Consider the following 15,371-nt stretch of genomic DNA (forward strand, 5'->3'; position numbering starts at 1 on the left):
GCGACCTACGCCAACGTAATGAGGGTTTGACGGACCGTGATCTACGCCACGATGCACATGAGGAATAAGAAACGCGTGAGGCCGGGACCCCTTTCGGGGTTCCGGCCTCACGCGTCCGGGCGTCCCCGTCCCGCGGTGCGTCAGATGCTGACGCCCTTCGAGCGCAGGTAGGCGAGCGGGTCGATGTCCGAGCCGTAGGACGGACCGGTGCGGATCTCGAAGTGGAGGTGCGGGCCGGTCACGTTGCCGGTGGCGCCGGAGAGCCCGATCTGCTGTCCGGCGGTGACGCTCTGGCCGACCGAGACGGACAGCTGGGAGAGGTGGCCGTACTGGGAGTACTTGCCGTCGGCGTGCCGGATCACGACCTCGTTCCCGTACGCACCGCCCCAGCCAGCCGTGACCACGGTGCCGGCGCCGACCGCCTTGACGCTGGTGCCGGTGCTCGCGATGAAGTCGACACCGGTGTGGTAACCGGAGGACCACATGCTGCCCGCCTGCTTGTACGGGGTGGAGGTCCCGCCGCTGACCGGGGCGACGAATCCGGACGCCGTCACGGCGCCGGTGGAGGAGCCGGAGTCCTGCGTGGACGGGGCGTCGGGCTGCTCGGCCGCGGAACCGCTGCCGGAGCCGGCCTCGGAGGACGCATGGGCCCCGGCGGAGGACCGCTCGGAGGTGTCCGGAGCCGGGGCAGTGCCCGCGACACGGGAAGCCGGCTTGGCGGGGGTGCGGTCACCGTGCCCGCCGAGCGTCAGCCGCAGCCCCGGGTGGATGAGGGAGGGATCCGCGCCGACGGCCTCGCGGTTGTCGGCGTACAGCCGCTGCCAGCCGCCGGACACGTGGCGCTCGGCGGCGATCTTCGACAGGTAGTCGCCGGGGACGACGGTGTAGACGCCGGGGGCGGCGGCCGGAGCGGCGGCGGGCGCGGCCTGCACGGACACCGGGAGCTGCGGGGCCTGGACGGGCAGCGCGGTGTGGGCGGCTGCGGGGACGGCGTGGGCGCCGGCGGCACCCATCAGCGGCAGCGCGAGCGCTGCGCCGCCGGTACCGGCTGCGGCCAGTCCGCGGGGGATGGCACGGGACTTCGGTCGGCGGTGCTTGCCTTTTGCGGGCATGACGAATTCCTCTCCGTCGCCTGCGAGGTGAGCTGTCGGGTTCGGACTGGAGATGTCCGGTCGTACGCACAGCGGCGACGTACGACTTCACCCCGAGCCGTTCCGGCGGGAAGATCCGGAACAGCGGCTTACCTGGTTCCCCCGCTCCTGCCGCGCGCGTGAATAGTCGGGTGCGGTTCCCGGGCGGCGGCAGGATTCGGCGGTCCACCCGGATCGATCGCGAAGGTAATCCAGCGGGGCAGTGCACAACAAGCCATGAATTCCCTGACGGAATAGCAGATATGAGGAGCCGGCTGAATTCCCGTCACCCTGCGTCCATTCCGCTCCCCCAACGGCCGCGGCGACAAGGGAATTCGCGTTCCGCGATCAGGCACGCTCGGTCACCGTATGATCTGGCTCACGGCATCCGGCGCGATCTCGCCCCCGGATATGGCAAGTTGGCCCCAACCCGCCCAATTCGGACAGCGCGACACGACCCGGCAGCCCACGGCCACCACCCCGGCCGCGACGGCCCACGACGATGCGGAGGATCCGTTCCGTGACCCAGCAGATAGCCGCCAACCCGCCCACGGGGCCCGAACTGTCCGGAGTGCGCAATTTCCGCGATGTGGGTGGCCTGCCGACCACCGACGGACGGAGGGTCAGGTCGGGACTTCTCTTCCGAAGCGGACATCTGGCACATGCCACCGAAAACGATGTGGAATTCCTGACCTCACTCGGTCTGCACACCGTTTTCGACTTCCGCAACGGTGCCGATCACGCGCTGGAAGGGCCGGACGTCGATCTGCCCGGCGTGCGGAACGTGAACATTCCCCTGACGGACCCGGCGGACGGCCGGGAGTTCTGGAAAATGGTCCGCGACGGCGATCTGGGGCAGCTCCGGGGTCTCCTGGGCGAGGGAAGGGCCGCCGCACGGATGCAGAACTCGTACCGGACGATCATCAGGGACCGGACGGCCGAGCACAGCCGGGTCGTCCACGCGCTCGCCGAGGACAGCGTCCCGGCCCTGATGCACTGCGCGGCCGGCAAGGACCGGGCCGGTCTGTCGATAGCCGTCACCCTGCTCGCCCTCGGGGTCGAGCGCGAGGCGATCGTGGCGGACTACCTGGAGTCGAACGCCCCGCACAACCGCTATCGGGTGCGCCGCACCGACGACTCCCCCGACGCCCGCTCCCCCGAGGTGATGGAGCTGCTGGCCCCGCTCTTCGACGCCCGCGCCGAGTTCCTGACCACGGCGTTCGAGACGATCGACGCGACGTGGGGCGGGGTGGGGCCCTACCTGGCCGAGGGGCTCGGGCTCACGCCCGCGACCCTCGGCCGGCTGAGGGACCGGCTCCTCGACTGACCGGCGGCTCGACCCACCGGCTGCTCGGGCGGCCGGCCGCTCCCCTGGCCTGGACCGGCCAAGACGACCGGGGCAGGCCGTCAGCGGTTGCCGACGGCCTGCTTCACCAGCGTCCTGCCGAAGTCCCACATCAGGGCGCCCCCGCCGTGCGCCTCGTCCATGACCTCGCGGAAGGCGGTGACGAACCGGTCCACATCCGCCTCGTCCACGATCAGCGGCGGGATCAGCTTGATGACCTCCAGGTGGTCTCCGGAGACCTGCGTGAGGATCCGGTGCTTCTGGAGCAGCGGGACCACGACCATCTGCGCGAAGAGCCCCTTGCGGGCCGCCTGGAGCATCGTCCAACGGCTGCGCAGACCCAGGGAGGACGGCCGGCCGAACTCGATGCCGATCATCAGTCCGCGCCCGCGCACCTCGTGGAGCAGCTCGTACTCGTCCACCAGCGCCGCGAGCCGTCCGCGCAGCAGGTCGCCCGTCGCGCGGGCGTGGGCCACGATCCCCTCGTCCTCCATGGCGGTGAGCACCGCCAGCCCGGCCGCCATCGCCTGCGCGTTGGAGCCGAAGCTGGCGGAGTGCACCAGCACCCGGTCCATGGAGGAGTAGACCTTCTTGAAGATCCAGTCCCTGCCGAGGGTCGCCCCGACCGGGACGTAGCCCCCGGAAAGGGCCTTGGCCACGCACACCAGGTCCGGTTCCAGGCCCGGCTCGTGCTGGTACGCGTAGAACTCCCCGGTTCGCCCGAGGCCGGTCTGCACCTCGTCGGCGATCAGCAGCGCCTTGTGGCGGCGCAGCAGGTCCTGTGCGGCGAGCAGGAACCCGGGCGGGGGCGCGAGGACCCCCTTGCCCTGGATGGGCTCCACGACGAAGGCGGCCACGTCGCCCGCTTTCAGCTCCCGCTCCAGCGCGGCCAGGTCGCCGAGCGGGATCCGGGTGTCGGGCAGCAGCGGGGCGAAGCCGTCGCGGAAGCCACCCTCGCCGTTGACCGAGAGGGAGCCGGCGGTCAGGCCGTGGAAAGCGTGGTCGCAGTAGAGGACCCTGGGGCGTCCGGTGGCGTACCGGGCGAACTTGAGGGCGGTCTCCACCGCTTCGGTGCCGCTGTTGCCGAAGAAGACCCGGTCCAGGTGGGGGCTGTAGGAAAGGAGCTTTTCGGCCAGCAGCCCGGGCAGGGGCTGGCAGTCGAAGCGGGTGAGGTCGGCGAGCTGGGCGTCCAGGACGTCGTGCAGCGCCCGGCGGACGACCGGGTGGTGGCGGCCGAGGCCCATCACGCCGAACCCGGCGAGCATGTCGAGGTAGTCGTTGCCCTCGGCGTCCCAGAAGTGGGCGCCTTCGGCCCGCACGTAGACCTTGTCGAAGCCGATGGTGTGCAGCATCCGGGGCAGCTGGTGGTTGAGGTGCCGGGCGTGCAGTTCGTACCGCTCGGCGCCGCGTTCGGCCAGCAGGGCGCCGAGGTCGAAGCCCTTGCCCCCTCCCGTGGCGGGCGTCATGCCGAGGTGTCCCGGTTGCCGCCGAGCGTCTCCCTGGCCGCGCGCAGGGACTCCTTGAGGGAGCCCATCGTGGCGAGGACGGCGGTCGGCTCGTAGCCGCAGTGCGCCATGCAGTTCGCGCAGCGGGGGTCCTTCCCGCGGCCGTACTTGCTCCAGTCGGTGTCGTCGACCAGTTCCCGGTACGTGGGGACGTACCCGTCGCTCATCAGGTAGCAGGGCCGCTGCCAGCCGAAGAGGGAGTAATTCGGAATGGCCCAGGCGGTGCAGGGAAAATCGGCCTTGCCCTCCAGGAAGTCGAGGAAGAGCGGGGAGTGGTTGAGCCGCCAGCGCCGCCGGTTGCCGCCGGCGAACGCCTTCTTGAACAGTTCCCTGGTCTGATCGACGCCGAGGAAATGTTCCTGGTCGGGGGCCTTTTCGTAGGCGTAGGCGGGCGAGATCATCATTTCGTCGACCTTGAGGTCGTCGTTGAGGTAGTTCAGCACCTCGATGACCGTCTGCGGTGTGTCGGTGTTGAAGAAGGTGGAGTTCGTGGTGACGCGGAAACCGAGCCTCTTGGCTTCCTTGATGGCCGCCACGGCCTCGTCGAAGACGCCTTCCTTGGCCACGGACTCGTCGTGCCGCTCGCGCAGCCCGTCGATGTGCACCGCGAAGGCGAAGTACGGGGAGGGCGTGAACTTCTCGATCTTCTTGCGCAGCAGCATCGCGTTGGTGCAGAGGAAGACGTACTTCCTGCGCGCCACCAACTGCCGGACGATCTCGTCGATCTGGGGGTGCATCAGGGGTTCGCCGCCGGCGATGGACACCATGGGCGCCCCGGATTCCAGCACGGCGCCGACGGCCTGGGCGACGGGCATGCGCTGCTTGAGCACCCCCGCCGGGTGCTGGATCTTCCCGCACCCCTCGCAGGCCAGGTTGCAGGCGTAGAGCGGCTCCAGCTCGACGATCAGCGGGAACTTCTCACGCTTGCGCAACTTCTGTTCGAGAAGATAGGTCCCGACCCTGATGGACTGTCGCAACGGCATGGCCATCTGGCTCACCTCCTGGGGAGCAGCAAAGAACGGTGCCAGTCATAAAACGCGGGCAGTACGGCACGCAATACGCGGAAGGCCGATATTCCTCCGCGAACCGTGCCGATTCGGACGAGCTCATGCTCCGGAGCGTCCACGATCACCCGGACGGCCGCAACCGGACGGCTCGCGCCCCTGGTGGCGGTCCACAAGGTGGCGGCGGATTCCATGTCGACGGCGATGGCGCCGGTGGCGCGCAGCTGGGCGCGCTCCTGGCCCCGTACGACGTGGTCCGATCCGGTCAGTACGCCGGTGTGCACGGTCCGGCCGGGAACGGCCCGGGCCAGTGCCCCGGCGAGCAGGGGGACGCCGTCGCAGACGACGGTGCCCCGGGGGTCCCGGGCCTCCTCGGCGACGACGAGGTCGCCGGGGTTCATGCCGGGGGCGAGGCCGGCGCAGAAGCCGGTGGCGAGTACGGCGGCCCCGCCCATGCCGGGCGGGGCGAGGGCCCGGGTGACGGCCCGCTCGGCGGCGCGCGGTCCCATGCCGGTGCGCAGGACGGTGTACTCCTGCGGGGAGCCGCGGTCGCCGCCGCTGCGCAGGGCCAGCCGTTCGATGCGCAGGGCGCAGGCGACGAGCAGCGGTACGCAGGAGGGGTCGGCCCGGTCGCCCATCAGGCCTCCTCGGCCAGGGCCGCCGTGGCCTCGCGGACGGGACCGGCCGTGGTCACGTGGGCGGGACCCGCCGTGAACCGGCCCTCGGGGCCGAACGGTTCCCCGTACAGGTAGCGGCCGAGCGCGGTGAGCGGGAACACCTGCCGGTACAGGTGGTAGTTGATGGAGAAGTCCCAGGGGAAGCCGGTGCCGGTGAAGTACGGCTCGTCCCAGGAGCCGTCCTCGCGTTGGGTGTGTACGAGGTGCGCGATGCCGCGCTCCACGGCCTTGCCCCCGCGTTCCCCGGCCGAGAGCAGGGCCATGAGCGCCCACGCGGTCTGGGAGGGGGTGGAGGCGCCCTTCCCGGCCCAGGCGGGGTCCTTGTACGACCGCTGGTCCTCCCCCCACCCCCCGTCCTCGTTCTGTACGGACTCCAGCCAAGCCACCGCCCGCCGGATCGCGGGGTGCCCGGTGGGGAACCCCGCGGCGGTGAGGGCCGGGACCACCGAGCCGGTGCCGTACACGTAGTTGGTGCCCCAGCGGCCGAACCAGGCTCCGCTGGGCTCCTGTTCGGCCAGCAGCCAGGCGATGCCCCGCCGGGTCCGGGCGTCACCCGTCATGCCTTCGACTGCCAGCATCTCGACGACGTGGGCCGTGACGTCGGCCGAGGGAGGGTCGATGACCTCGCCGAAGTCGCAGAAGGGCAGCCGGTTGGGGAAGGGACTGGTGTTGTCGGCGTCGAAGGCACCCCAGGCACCGTTCTTCGACTGCATGCCGAGGTTCCAGGACACCCCGCGGGCGATGGCGGCCTCGACCTTCGCCGAATCGGGGTGCGCGATCCGGCGCAGGGCGAGGACCACCTCGGCGGTGTCGTCGATGTCGGGGTAGTTGTCGTTGTGGAACTCGAACGCCCAGCCGCCGGGGGCGAGTCCGGGCCTTCGGACGGCCCAGTCGCCGCTGCGCGTGATCTCCTCGCCGAGCATCCAGTCGGCCGCCTTGAGCAGGGCGGGGTGATCGGGAGGCAGGCCCGCGTCGGCCAGGGCGATGGCGGCCAGGCAGGTGTCCCAGACCGGTGACTGACAGGCCTCGATCATCCGGGTGGGACCTCCCTCGCCGTCGGGCCCGGGACTGCCGTCCTCGCGCCAGACGGCGAACCGGTCCAGGGACTCCAGGCCGGCCCGCATCACGGGGTGTCCGAGGTCGTAGCCCAGCAGGTGCAGGGCGATGACGGAGTAGACGGCGGGCGGCTGGATCCCGCCCCAGCAACCGTCGTTCTCCTGGCGCTCGATGATCCAGCGGGCGGCGGTGTCCATGGCGGCCTTGCGCAGCCGGCGCGGGGCGAAGCGCCGGTAGACCTGCAGGGCCTTGTCCATGCGCTGGAAGGCGCCCTCCCAACTGGTGAGCGGGGCGACCGGTCCGGCGGGGTTGGGGTTGCGCGCGTCGGTGTGCAGCTCGTCCAGTGCGAACGGTGCGGGGCGGACCGGGCGCAGGGCGGAGACCACGGTGAGCGGGACGATGGTCTGGCGGGCCCAGCAGCCGAAGTCGTAGATGTTGAGGGGCACCCAGGGCGGCAGGAAGACCAGTTCCGGCGGGAGTTCGGGCAGGTGCTCCCACTTCCACCAGCCGAACAGGGCCAGCCAGATCCGGGTGAAGACCCGGGCGGCGGCGATCCCCCCGTGGGCCCGGACCCAGGCCGAGGCGCGCGCCATGTGGGGGGCGTCGGGCGGGTCCCCGGCGAGCCGCAGCGCCACGTACGCCTCGATGGTGGCGGAGAGTTCGGGAGGTCCGCCGTGGAAGGTGGCCCAGGTGCCGTCCTCGCGTTGCTCACCCCGCACGAATAAGGCGGCGGCGCGTGTGGTGGCCTCGTCCCGGATGCCGAGGAACTGCCGCAGCAGCAGGTCCTCGGCGTCCATGGTGACGTTGGTCTCCAGGTCGCCCTTCCACCAGCCCGCCGGATCCTGCCGGTCGAGCAGGTGGCGGACGGCGCGCTCGGTGGCGTCCTGGACCCCGGGCAGCACGCCCGGTGTGGCGGCCGGGCCGGGCTCGGGCCCCGCGCCCGGGGTTCCGCCGCCGTCGGTCGTCGCAGTCATGGCTTCCCCTTCGTGCAGTGTCCTCTGCTGTGCTGGGGTCTGCCGTCGGCCGGTGCACGCCTAGGCAGTGCCGAACAGGTGGGCGGCGCCGGCCGGCGACTCATGATTCATATCCGCGCCCGGGCGATAATCACCTCTTGCGCACGACGACGAAGTCGGCGAGGGCGACGAGCTGGTCGCGCACCCGCTGCGGCATATCGACGTCGTCGAGGGCGCGGATCGCCACGGCGTGCTGGCGGCGGGCCTCGTCGGCGGTCCACCGGCGTCCGCCCGCCTCCTCGATGAGGGCGGCGCGGGCGGCGAACTCCTCTTCCGAGAAGTTCTCGAAGTCGTTGCTCTTGGCGTCGGCGGCCAGCAGCCGGGCCAGTTCCTCGCAGGCGGGTCCGCCCGCCGCGAGCGCGGCGACGACCGGCAGGGACTTCTTGCGCTGGCGCAGGTCGCTCCAGGTCTGCTTGCCGGTGGCTTCGGGGTCGCCCCAGATGCCGAGCAGGTCGTCGACGGCCTGGAAGGCCAGGCCGAGGTGGTACCCGTACTCCTCCAGCTTGTCGGCGGTACGGTCGTCCGCGCCGCCGAGGACGGCGCCGATGGAGACCGCGCAGGCGAGCAGGGCGCCGGTCTTGTTGCCCTCCATCTCCAGGCACTCCTCGACGCTGACCCGCTCGCGGTGCTCGTAGGAGATGTCCTGCGCCTGGCCGTCGATGAGTTTGCGGGTGGCGGTGGTCAGCCGGCGCGCCGCCCGGCCCGCCTCGACGGTGCCCAGCTCCAGCAGGACCTCGTTGGCGAGGGCGAACAGCGCGTCGCCGACGAGGATGGCCTGAGCGGGGCCGTGCACTTTCCACACCGTGTCGCGGTGGCGGCGCTGTTCGTCGCCGTCCATCAGGTCGTCGTGCAGCAGCGAGAAGTTGTGGACGAGTTCGACGGCCACGGCGCCGGGGATGCCGACCTCTGCGGCGACGCCCGCCGCTTCGGCGGAGAGCAGTGCGAGGGCGGGGCGCACGGCCTTGCCCTGGTCGCCGTCCGCGGGGTTGCCCTGGGCGTCGATCCAGCCGAAGTGGTAGGCGGCGACGGTGTCCATGGGTGCCGCGAGCCGGTCGACGGCGGCGCGGAGCACGGGGGTGGACAGCGTGCGGCCGCGTTCCAGGAGCGCCAGCGTGTCCGCTGCCTCCCCACCGGCCGTGCCCACGCTGCCGCCGGTGTTCTCGACAGCCGGATTCCCCGGGTTCACTGGCTCTCCTCTGGTTCCTGTACGTACTGCTGTGCGTGCTGCGGGTGTGCCGCTGGTGCTGGTGGTGGTCATGCCGCCTCTTGCAGGGGGTTTTCGCGGTGGCGGCCGAGCGCGGCGAGTGCGGCGTGTGCCGCGCCCACTCCGCTGCGGACGGCGCTCTCCATGGTCGCGGGCCAACCGGTGGCGGTCCACGCACCGGCGAGATACAGCCCCGGCGTGTCGGTCCGGAATCCGGGGCGGAGCCGGCCGACGCCCGGGGTGGGGGCGAAGGTGGCGGTGCGTTCGCGGGTGACGAAGAAGTCCCGTACCTTCGCCCCGCGTGCGGCCGGAAGCAGCCGCTCCAGTTCGGGCAGGTACTTGGTCCGCAGGACGGAGACCGGTTCGTCGATGTCTTCCTGGGCGGCGGACTGGGACAGGGCCAGGTACTGGCCGCCGTCGGTGAGTCCGGAGGCGTCGGTGCGGTCGAAGACCCACTGGACCGGGGAGCCCAGCGCGGCGAAGAAGGGGCGCCGGAGCACCTTGCGGTCGTAGACGACGTGGACGTTGAGGATGGGGGCGGTGCCGATGTCGAGGAGCTTGTCGGGGTCGGCCAGCGCCCCTGCCGGGAGCAGTCCGTGGGCCTCGCGCTGCGGGACGGCGAGGACGACGGTGGCGGCGTCCAGCGCCTCGGTCTCGGTGTCCACGCGCCAGTTCCCGTCCTGCGAACGGGAGATGCCGGTGACGCGGGCGCGCAGTTCGGTGCGTACGCCGGCGGCGTCGAGTTCCTTGCGGGCGAGCGTGTCGTGCAGGTCACCGAGCGGGACGGTGGCCCAGCCGATGTCGGCGGCGCCGTTCTCGGACAGCAGGCCGGTCTTGAAGACCATCGCCGCGAGTCCCAGCGAGGACTGGTCGGCGGTGGCGTTGAGGGTGGCGATGCCGACGAGGTCCCACAGTGCCTCGATGGCGCGCGGGGACTGGCCGTAGCGGCCGAGCCAGGTCGCGAAGTCGACTCCGTCGAGCGCCGGGTCGGTGGGGTCGAGGCGGCGCAGGGCGAGGGCGGCGCGCCCGACGCCCGCCCGCTCGGCGAGGGACAGGTGCGGATAGCGGGCCAGGGAGGACGCCAGGTGCAGGGGGACGGGCAGGGCGCTGCGGCGCAGCCGGCCCAGGCGCGGGCCGCCGGGGCGGGCGACGTCGAGCACGGGGACGTCGAGCCGCTCCTGCAGCGGTGCGAGGGCGGCGCCGCCGATGCGGTCGAGGAACCAGCGGTAGGCGGTGCAGCAGCGGAGGTAGACGTGCTGGCCGTTGTCGACGGTGAGGTCGCCGCGCTTGAAGGAGAAGGCGAGGCCGCCGAGCCGGGGCCGGCTCTCCAGGAGGGTCACCCGCAGCCCGGCGCCAGCCAGTTCGAGGGCGGCGGTGACACCGGCGAGGCCGCCGCCGACGACCACCGCGTGGTTCGCGCTCATGCGTCCTCCTTCGTCGTCCGGGAGGACGCCGGAGTGTCGGACGGGGTTGCTCCGGCAGCCATCAGCTCCGCCTCCTGGTGCTCTGGCGGGAGATGGTCCGCGCGTCGAGGCCGGACAGGCCCCGGACGGCGACGTACGCCTTCTCGCGGGTCGGCAGTGAGACGCGTCCGCGCAGGACGGCCTCGGGTTCGCGTTCGATGCGGTCCAGGAGGCGCCGGTAGATGCCGGCCATGGCGGCCACGCAGGCCCCGCTGCGCCGGTCGAGCATGGGCAGCAGCCGGTATCCCTCGGCGAACAGGGCGCGGGCGCGCCGGACTTCGTGGTGGACGAGCCCGGCGAAGTCGGCGCCGGCGGGGGCCCGGTCGGTGCGGAAGCCGTCGGAGCAGCCGAACTTGGCGAGGTCCTCGGAGGGCAGGTAGGTGCGTCCGTTGCCGGCGTCCTCGCGCACGTCGCGCAGGATGTTGGTCAGTTGGAGCGCGAGGCCCAGGGTGTCGGCGTACTCGGGGGCGCGGTCCGCGTCGGCGGCGCCGGGTGCGGTGCCGAAGACGCCGAGGGAGAGCCGTCCGATGGCGCCGGCCACGCAGCGGCAGTAGACCTTGAGGTCGTCCCAGGTCTCGTAGGTCTCGCCGCGGACGTCCATCAGGACTCCGTCGATGAGTTCGTCGAGTCCGCCGAGGGGGATCGGGAAGCGGCGCGCGGCGTGGGCGAGGGCGACGGCGACCGGGTCGGTGTCGTCCTCCTCGATCTCCTCGGCGCGGATACGGCCGAGCAGGGCACGGGTCTCTTCGAGCCGGACGAGCTTGGCGTCCGCGGGCAGCGTGCCGTCACCGATGTCGTCGACGCGGCGGGAGAAGGCGTACAGCGCGGACATCGCCTGCCGCTTGTCCGTGGGCAGCAGGCGGATGCCGTACGCGAAGTTGCGCGCCTGGGTTCCGGTGACGGCCTCGCAGTAGCTGTAGGCCGCGGAAATCGGTGCGGACAACGCGGTCGGCTCGGACGGTGTGGACGCGTGTGTGGGGCCCTGCACGTTCGGGCTCACCCCTTTCTCGGCGCTGAGCGCAGGACGGCGGCCACCTCGCGGAGCAGGCCGCTCCTGGTGGGCTTGGGCGGGCCGGGGGCTACGTCGAAGCCGGCGGCCGCGATCGCGTTCAGGGCGGCGCGCCCCCCTCCCACGAAACCCGCGAGCAGCAGCCGGAGCCTGCCGTTCACGCTGCCCACGAGCGGGGTGCCCTCGTCGAGCAGCGCTCGGGCGCGTTCGGATTCGAATGCGATCAGGGAGCGTACGGACGCTCCGGCGGTGGGCGCTTGCAGGTCCGTCTCGGTGACGTGGAAGCGGCGCATGTCCTGGCCGGGGAGGTAGATCCGGTCGCGGCCGAGGTCTTCGGTGACGTCCTGGAGGTGCTCGGCGATCTGCAGGGCGGTGCAGATCGCGTCGGAGTGACGGATCCGCTGGGGGGTGCTGGTCCCGGTGAGGGAGAGGACGAGCCGGCCGACGGGGTTGGCGGACAGCTCGCAGTAGGCGACGAGGTCCTCGTACGTGTCGTAGCGCGAGACCAGCTGGTCCTGGCGGTTGGCCTCGATGAGCCCGAGGAAGGGTTCGGGGGTGAGGCCGTGGGCGCGGACGACGGGCTGCAGGGCCTGGAGGAGCGGATGGCGCGGGGAGCCGCCCGCGGCGCCGAAAACGCGTTGCAGGTCTGCCTCGAAGGCGTCCAGCATGGCGAGCCGGTCGTCGGCGGCGGCCGCGTCGAGGCCCAGGAGTACGGCGTCGTGCCCGCCGGGGGCGAGGTCGCCGTCACCGATGTCGTCGACCAGCCGGGCGTACCCGTAGACCGCCATGAGGCCCGCCCGCCAGGCGCGCGGGAGGAAGGAGGGGGCGACGGGGAAGTTCTCCGTCCGCGCCTTGCCGAGGGTGGCGCGCGCGTGGGCGTCGGAGGCTGTGGGGGCCGGGTGCCGCCGGGGTCGGGTGCCGTGCCCCGGGGTCACCGCCCGCCGCCCGGGGCGGGGACGGCCACCGTGCCCGGGGGCCGGAGAATTCCCATAGCCATTGCCGTCACATCTCCCGTTCTACACTGCCGACCCAAGTCATCCTATTTCGGACACGCCGCCGGACTTTACCCGGGGTGCCCCGGCTTTTTCGACTGCGGGGAATCGTCCCCTCTCGGCACGATTGGAGAACTGGTCCAGCTTACGCTGTACAACGCCGCGCAGGCCTATCGGGTATTCGTCCGGAAGGGAATGTCGGGCACCCGGAATATGCGGCTCACACCGAGGCCCCCACCGCACGGAGCGGCAGGGGCCAGCGGTCGTCACGCGGAGTGCGCCGTCAGTGGCTGGTGGCCTTCTCGTAGGCCGAGACGACTTCCTCGGTGGGCCCGTCCATCAGGAGTTCGCCCTTCTCCAGCCACAGCACCCGGTCACAGGTATCGCGGATGGACTTGTTGTTGTGGCTCACCAGGAAGACGGTGCCGGCCTTCTCGCGCAGCTCGCGGATCCGGGCCTCGGAACGGACCTGGAACTTCCGGTCACCGGTCGCCAACGCCTCGTCGATCATCAGGACGTCGTGGTCCTTGGCGGCGGCGATGGAGAAACGCAGGCGCGCGGCCATACCGGAGGAGTAGGTGCGCATCGGCAGGGAGATGAAGTCGCCCTTCTCGTTGATGCCCGAGAAGTCGACGATGTCGTCGTAGCGCTCCTGGATCTGCTCGCGCGTCATGCCCATCGCCAGTCCGCCGAGGACGACGTTGCGCTCGCCGGTCAGGTCGTTCATCAGCGCCGCGTTGACGCCCAGCAGCGAGGGCTGGCCGTCGGTGTAGACGCGGCCGGACTCGCAGGGCAGCAGACCCGCGATGGCGCGCAGCAGCGTCGACTTGCCCGAACCGTTGGAGCCGATGAGGCCGATGGCCTCGCCCCGGTAGGCGGTGAAGGAGACGCCGCGCACGGCGTGCACCTTGCGCACGCCCGGGGAGTCGCCCTTGCCGCGGCGCATGATCTTGCTGAGCGCCGCGGTGGCACTGCCCTTGCCGGCGCTGCCGGTGTTGACGCGGTAGACGATGTGGACGTCGTCGGCGATGACGGTGGGGACGCGACCCCTGTTGTTCTCAGCCACGGCCGTAACGCTCCTCAGCCTTCCAGAAGTACACGAAACCGCCGGCGCCGATGACGACGGCCCAGCCCACCGCGAAGGCCCAGACGTGCGGCGGCAGGTGGTGCGGTCCGTAGCTGTCGATGAGCGCGAAACGGATCAGGTCCATGTAGATCGCCGCGGGGTTCCACTGGAGCACGTCCGCGATCCAGTGCGGCCGGCCCTTGAGCATCTCGCCGATCGAGAACATGACGCCCGAGGCGTACATCCACGTGCGGGTGATGAACGGCATGAGCTGAGCGAGGTCGGGGGTCTTGGATCCCATCCGCCCGAAGATCAGCGCCAGGCCGGTGTTGAAGACGAACTGCAGCGCCAGCGTCGGGATGACCAGCAGCCAGGACGGCCGCGGGTAGTTCCCGAAGGCGATGACGATGACGAGCACCACGATCATCGAGTACAGCAGCTGTCCGAGCTGCTGGAGCGAGAAGGAGATCGGCAGCGAGGCGCGCGGGAAGTGCAGCGCGCGGACCAGGCCGAGGTTGCCCGGGATCGCCCTGACGCCCGCCATCAGCGAGCTCTGGGTGAAGGAGAAGACGAAGATGCCGATCACCAGGAAGGGGATGTAGGCCCCCTTCGGCATGCCGCGTCCCGCGTTCAGGATCAGGCCGAAGATCAGGTAGTAGACCAGGGCGTTCAGCAGGGGGGTCGCCACCTGCCAGATCTGGCCGAGCTTCGCCTCGCTGTACTGCGCGACGAGCTTCGCCCGGGAGAAAGCCATGATGAAGTGGCGCCGCCCCCAGAGCTCGCGCACGTACCCGCCCAGGCTGGGCCGGGCGCCGCTGACGGACAGGCCGTACTTCCTGGCGAGCTCGGCGGGGGTGAGCCCCGCGTCTTCGGACGGCGGCTTGCTCGTGGCGAGGGCGCCGTCGTGGGTTGTGTCACTCACAAGTTGAAACTTTCCGTCTTCAAGATGCGGCAGAAGGGGGCATCGGACCCTGGGGCGCGGGCCCGGTGATCGGGCCCATGCTCCCAGACCCGAGCTTGTCAGATGACAGGTGGTCGGCCCAGCCGGGTCAACCGCCAGACCGTACGCCACTTCATGGGGCGACGAGGACCGCAGGGTACGGTCCAGCCCTCCTTGAACCCGCCGAACCAGGCTTTGAGCGCCGGTGCGGAAGGCCTGCGGACGAGGGTCAGGGCCATCCAGACGCCCAGGTAGACCGGCACCAGGGGGGCGGGCAGGTTGCGGCGGGCGAGCCACACGCGGTTACGGGCCACCATACGGTGGTAGACGGCGTGCCGGGAGGGGGCCGTCGTCGGGTGCAGCAGCACCATGTCCGCGCGGTAGTCGATCAGCCACCCGGCGTCGAGCGCCCGCCAGGCCAGGTCGGTCTCCTCGTGGGCGTAGAAGAACTCCCCCGGCAGGACGCCGACCTGCTTGAAGACCTCGGTGCGGACGGCGTTGGCGCCGCCCAGGAAGGTCGTCACGCGGGACGAGCGCAGCGGGTCGGAGGCCCGCAGCCGCGGTACGTGACGGCGCTGCGTCTCGCCCGTGTCCGGGTCGGCGATCCGGAAGCTGACGATCCCGAGCCGGGGGTCCTCGGCGAAGGCCTGCCGGCACAGCTCGGCGGTGTCGGTCCGCTCCAGCAGCCCGTCGTCGTCCAGGAAGAGCAGCGCGTCCACGTCGAAGCCGTCGCGGCCGGCGGAGCGGAAGGCCTCGATGCCGACGTTGCGGCCGCCGGGGATGCCGAGGTTCTCGGGCAGCGCCACGGTGCGCACGCCTTCCGGCAGGCCGGTGACCTCGACGCCCTGGCCCACGACGACGACCTCGACGGGGTCGCCTTCCTGGCGGGCCACCGAGTCGAGGAGCGCCTTCAGCTCGTCGGGGCGGTTGCCCATGGTGATGATCACGGCTCCCAGCCGCATCGGCG

The 15,371-nt window shown here is 71.4% G+C and carries 13 protein-coding genes and 1 riboswitch; of the genes, 1 reads left to right on the plus strand and 12 read right to left on the minus strand.

Going from position 1 to position 15,371, the window contains the following annotated elements; all coding sequences use genetic code 11:
• Positions 1–140 precede the first annotated feature (140 nt).
• A complete protein-coding gene (locus OG861_RS05810) occupies positions 141–1,112 on the minus strand; it encodes a LysM peptidoglycan-binding domain-containing M23 family metallopeptidase (RefSeq protein ID WP_329199838.1) in 972 nt (323 codons plus the stop codon).
• 2 nt (positions 1,113–1,114) lie between these two features.
• Positions 1,115–1,291: riboswitch (cyclic di-AMP (ydaO/yuaA leader) on the minus strand.
• Positions 1,292–1,650: 359 nt separating this feature from the next.
• Here OG861_RS05810 and OG861_RS05815 point away from each other — a divergent pair.
• The gene (locus tag OG861_RS05815; protein WP_329199836.1) at positions 1,651–2,457 is read left to right on the plus strand and encodes a tyrosine-protein phosphatase; all 807 of its coding nucleotides are present in this window, start codon (positions 1,651–1,653) and stop codon (positions 2,455–2,457) included.
• A gap of 80 nt (positions 2,458–2,537) precedes the next feature.
• On the opposite strand, the gene OG861_RS05820 is transcribed toward OG861_RS05815, so the two are convergent.
• The 11 genes from OG861_RS05820 to OG861_RS05870 form a co-directional block, all read right to left on the minus strand.
• A complete protein-coding gene (locus OG861_RS05820) occupies positions 2,538–3,941 on the minus strand; it encodes an aspartate aminotransferase family protein (protein WP_330261391.1) in 1,404 nt (467 codons plus the stop codon).
• Positions 3,938–4,969, minus strand: coding sequence for an adenosyl-hopene transferase HpnH (gene hpnH, locus OG861_RS05825; protein WP_329199832.1), 1,032 nt, complete (start codon positions 4,967–4,969; stop codon positions 3,938–3,940). The genes OG861_RS05820 and hpnH overlap by 4 nt, the downstream gene beginning before the upstream one ends.
• Positions 4,970–4,974: 5 nt before the next feature.
• Complete coding sequence (locus OG861_RS05830; RefSeq protein WP_329199829.1) at positions 4,975–5,622, minus strand: phosphorylase family protein; 648 nt, start codon at positions 5,620–5,622, stop codon at positions 4,975–4,977.
• Positions 5,622–7,691 (minus strand): squalene--hopene cyclase, encoded by a 2,070-nt coding sequence (shc, locus tag OG861_RS05835; protein ID WP_329199828.1) that lies wholly within the window; start codon positions 7,689–7,691, stop codon positions 5,622–5,624. Before shc ends, OG861_RS05830 begins: the two co-directional genes overlap by 1 nt.
• 130 nt (positions 7,692–7,821) lie before the next feature.
• The gene (locus tag OG861_RS05840; protein ID WP_443056684.1) at positions 7,822–8,916 is read right to left on the minus strand and encodes a polyprenyl synthetase family protein; all 1,095 of its coding nucleotides are present in this window, start codon (positions 8,914–8,916) and stop codon (positions 7,822–7,824) included.
• Between the two features lie 68 nt (positions 8,917–8,984).
• On the minus strand, positions 8,985–10,358 hold the full coding sequence (gene hpnE / locus OG861_RS05845; protein ID WP_329199824.1) for a hydroxysqualene dehydroxylase HpnE: 1,374 nt from the start codon (positions 10,356–10,358) through the stop codon (positions 8,985–8,987).
• A gap of 61 nt (positions 10,359–10,419) precedes the next feature.
• Entirely contained in the window at positions 10,420–11,340 is a 921-nt protein-coding gene (gene hpnD / locus OG861_RS05850; protein ID WP_329199822.1) for a presqualene diphosphate synthase HpnD, read from the minus strand.
• A gap of 53 nt (positions 11,341–11,393) precedes the next feature.
• Positions 11,394–12,341, minus strand: a complete 948-nt coding sequence (gene hpnC, locus OG861_RS05855) for a squalene synthase HpnC (RefSeq protein WP_329199820.1) — start codon at positions 12,339–12,341, stop codon at positions 11,394–11,396.
• A 340-nt stretch (positions 12,342–12,681) separates the two neighbouring features.
• Positions 12,682–13,464 carry an ABC transporter ATP-binding protein gene (locus OG861_RS05860; RefSeq protein WP_329199818.1) on the minus strand — a complete coding sequence of 261 codons (783 nt, stop codon included), beginning with the start codon at positions 13,462–13,464 and terminating at the stop codon, positions 12,682–12,684.
• Complete coding sequence (locus OG861_RS05865) at positions 13,457–14,386, minus strand: ABC transporter permease (protein WP_329199816.1); 930 nt, start codon at positions 14,384–14,386, stop codon at positions 13,457–13,459. Before OG861_RS05865 ends, OG861_RS05860 begins: the two co-directional genes overlap by 8 nt.
• Before the next feature lie 98 nt (positions 14,387–14,484).
• A complete protein-coding gene (locus OG861_RS05870; RefSeq protein WP_443056797.1) occupies positions 14,485–15,366 on the minus strand; it encodes a glycosyltransferase family 2 protein in 882 nt (293 codons plus the stop codon).
• Positions 15,367–15,371 lie beyond the last annotated feature (5 nt).

It is taken from the genome of Streptomyces sp. NBC_00539, assembly GCF_036346105.1.
Lineage (GTDB): Bacteria > Actinomycetota > Actinomycetes > Streptomycetales > Streptomycetaceae > Streptomyces.

Bases quoted from the DNA above. Each gene is read 5' to 3' on its own strand.
- OG861_RS05810 (WP_329199838.1), bottom strand. From the start codon at position 1,112: ATGCCCGCAAAAGGCAAGCACCGCCGACCGAAGTCCCGTGCCATCCCC.
- OG861_RS05820 (WP_330261391.1), bottom strand. From the start codon at position 3,941: ATGACGCCCGCCACGGGAGGGGGCAAGGGCTTCGACCTCGGCGCCCTG.
- hpnH (WP_329199832.1), bottom strand. From the start codon at position 4,969: ATGGCCATGCCGTTGCGACAGTCCATCAGGGTCGGGACCTATCTTCTC.
- OG861_RS05830 (WP_329199829.1), bottom strand. From the start codon at position 5,622: ATGGGCGACCGGGCCGACCCCTCCTGCGTACCGCTGCTCGTCGCCTGC.
- shc (WP_329199828.1), bottom strand. From the start codon at position 7,691: ATGACTGCGACGACCGACGGCGGCGGAACCCCGGGCGCGGGGCCCGAG.
- hpnE (WP_329199824.1), bottom strand. From the start codon at position 10,358: ATGAGCGCGAACCACGCGGTGGTCGTCGGCGGCGGCCTCGCCGGTGTC.
- OG861_RS05870 (WP_443056797.1), bottom strand. From the start codon at position 15,366: ATGCGGCTGGGAGCCGTGATCATCACCATGGGCAACCGCCCCGACGAG.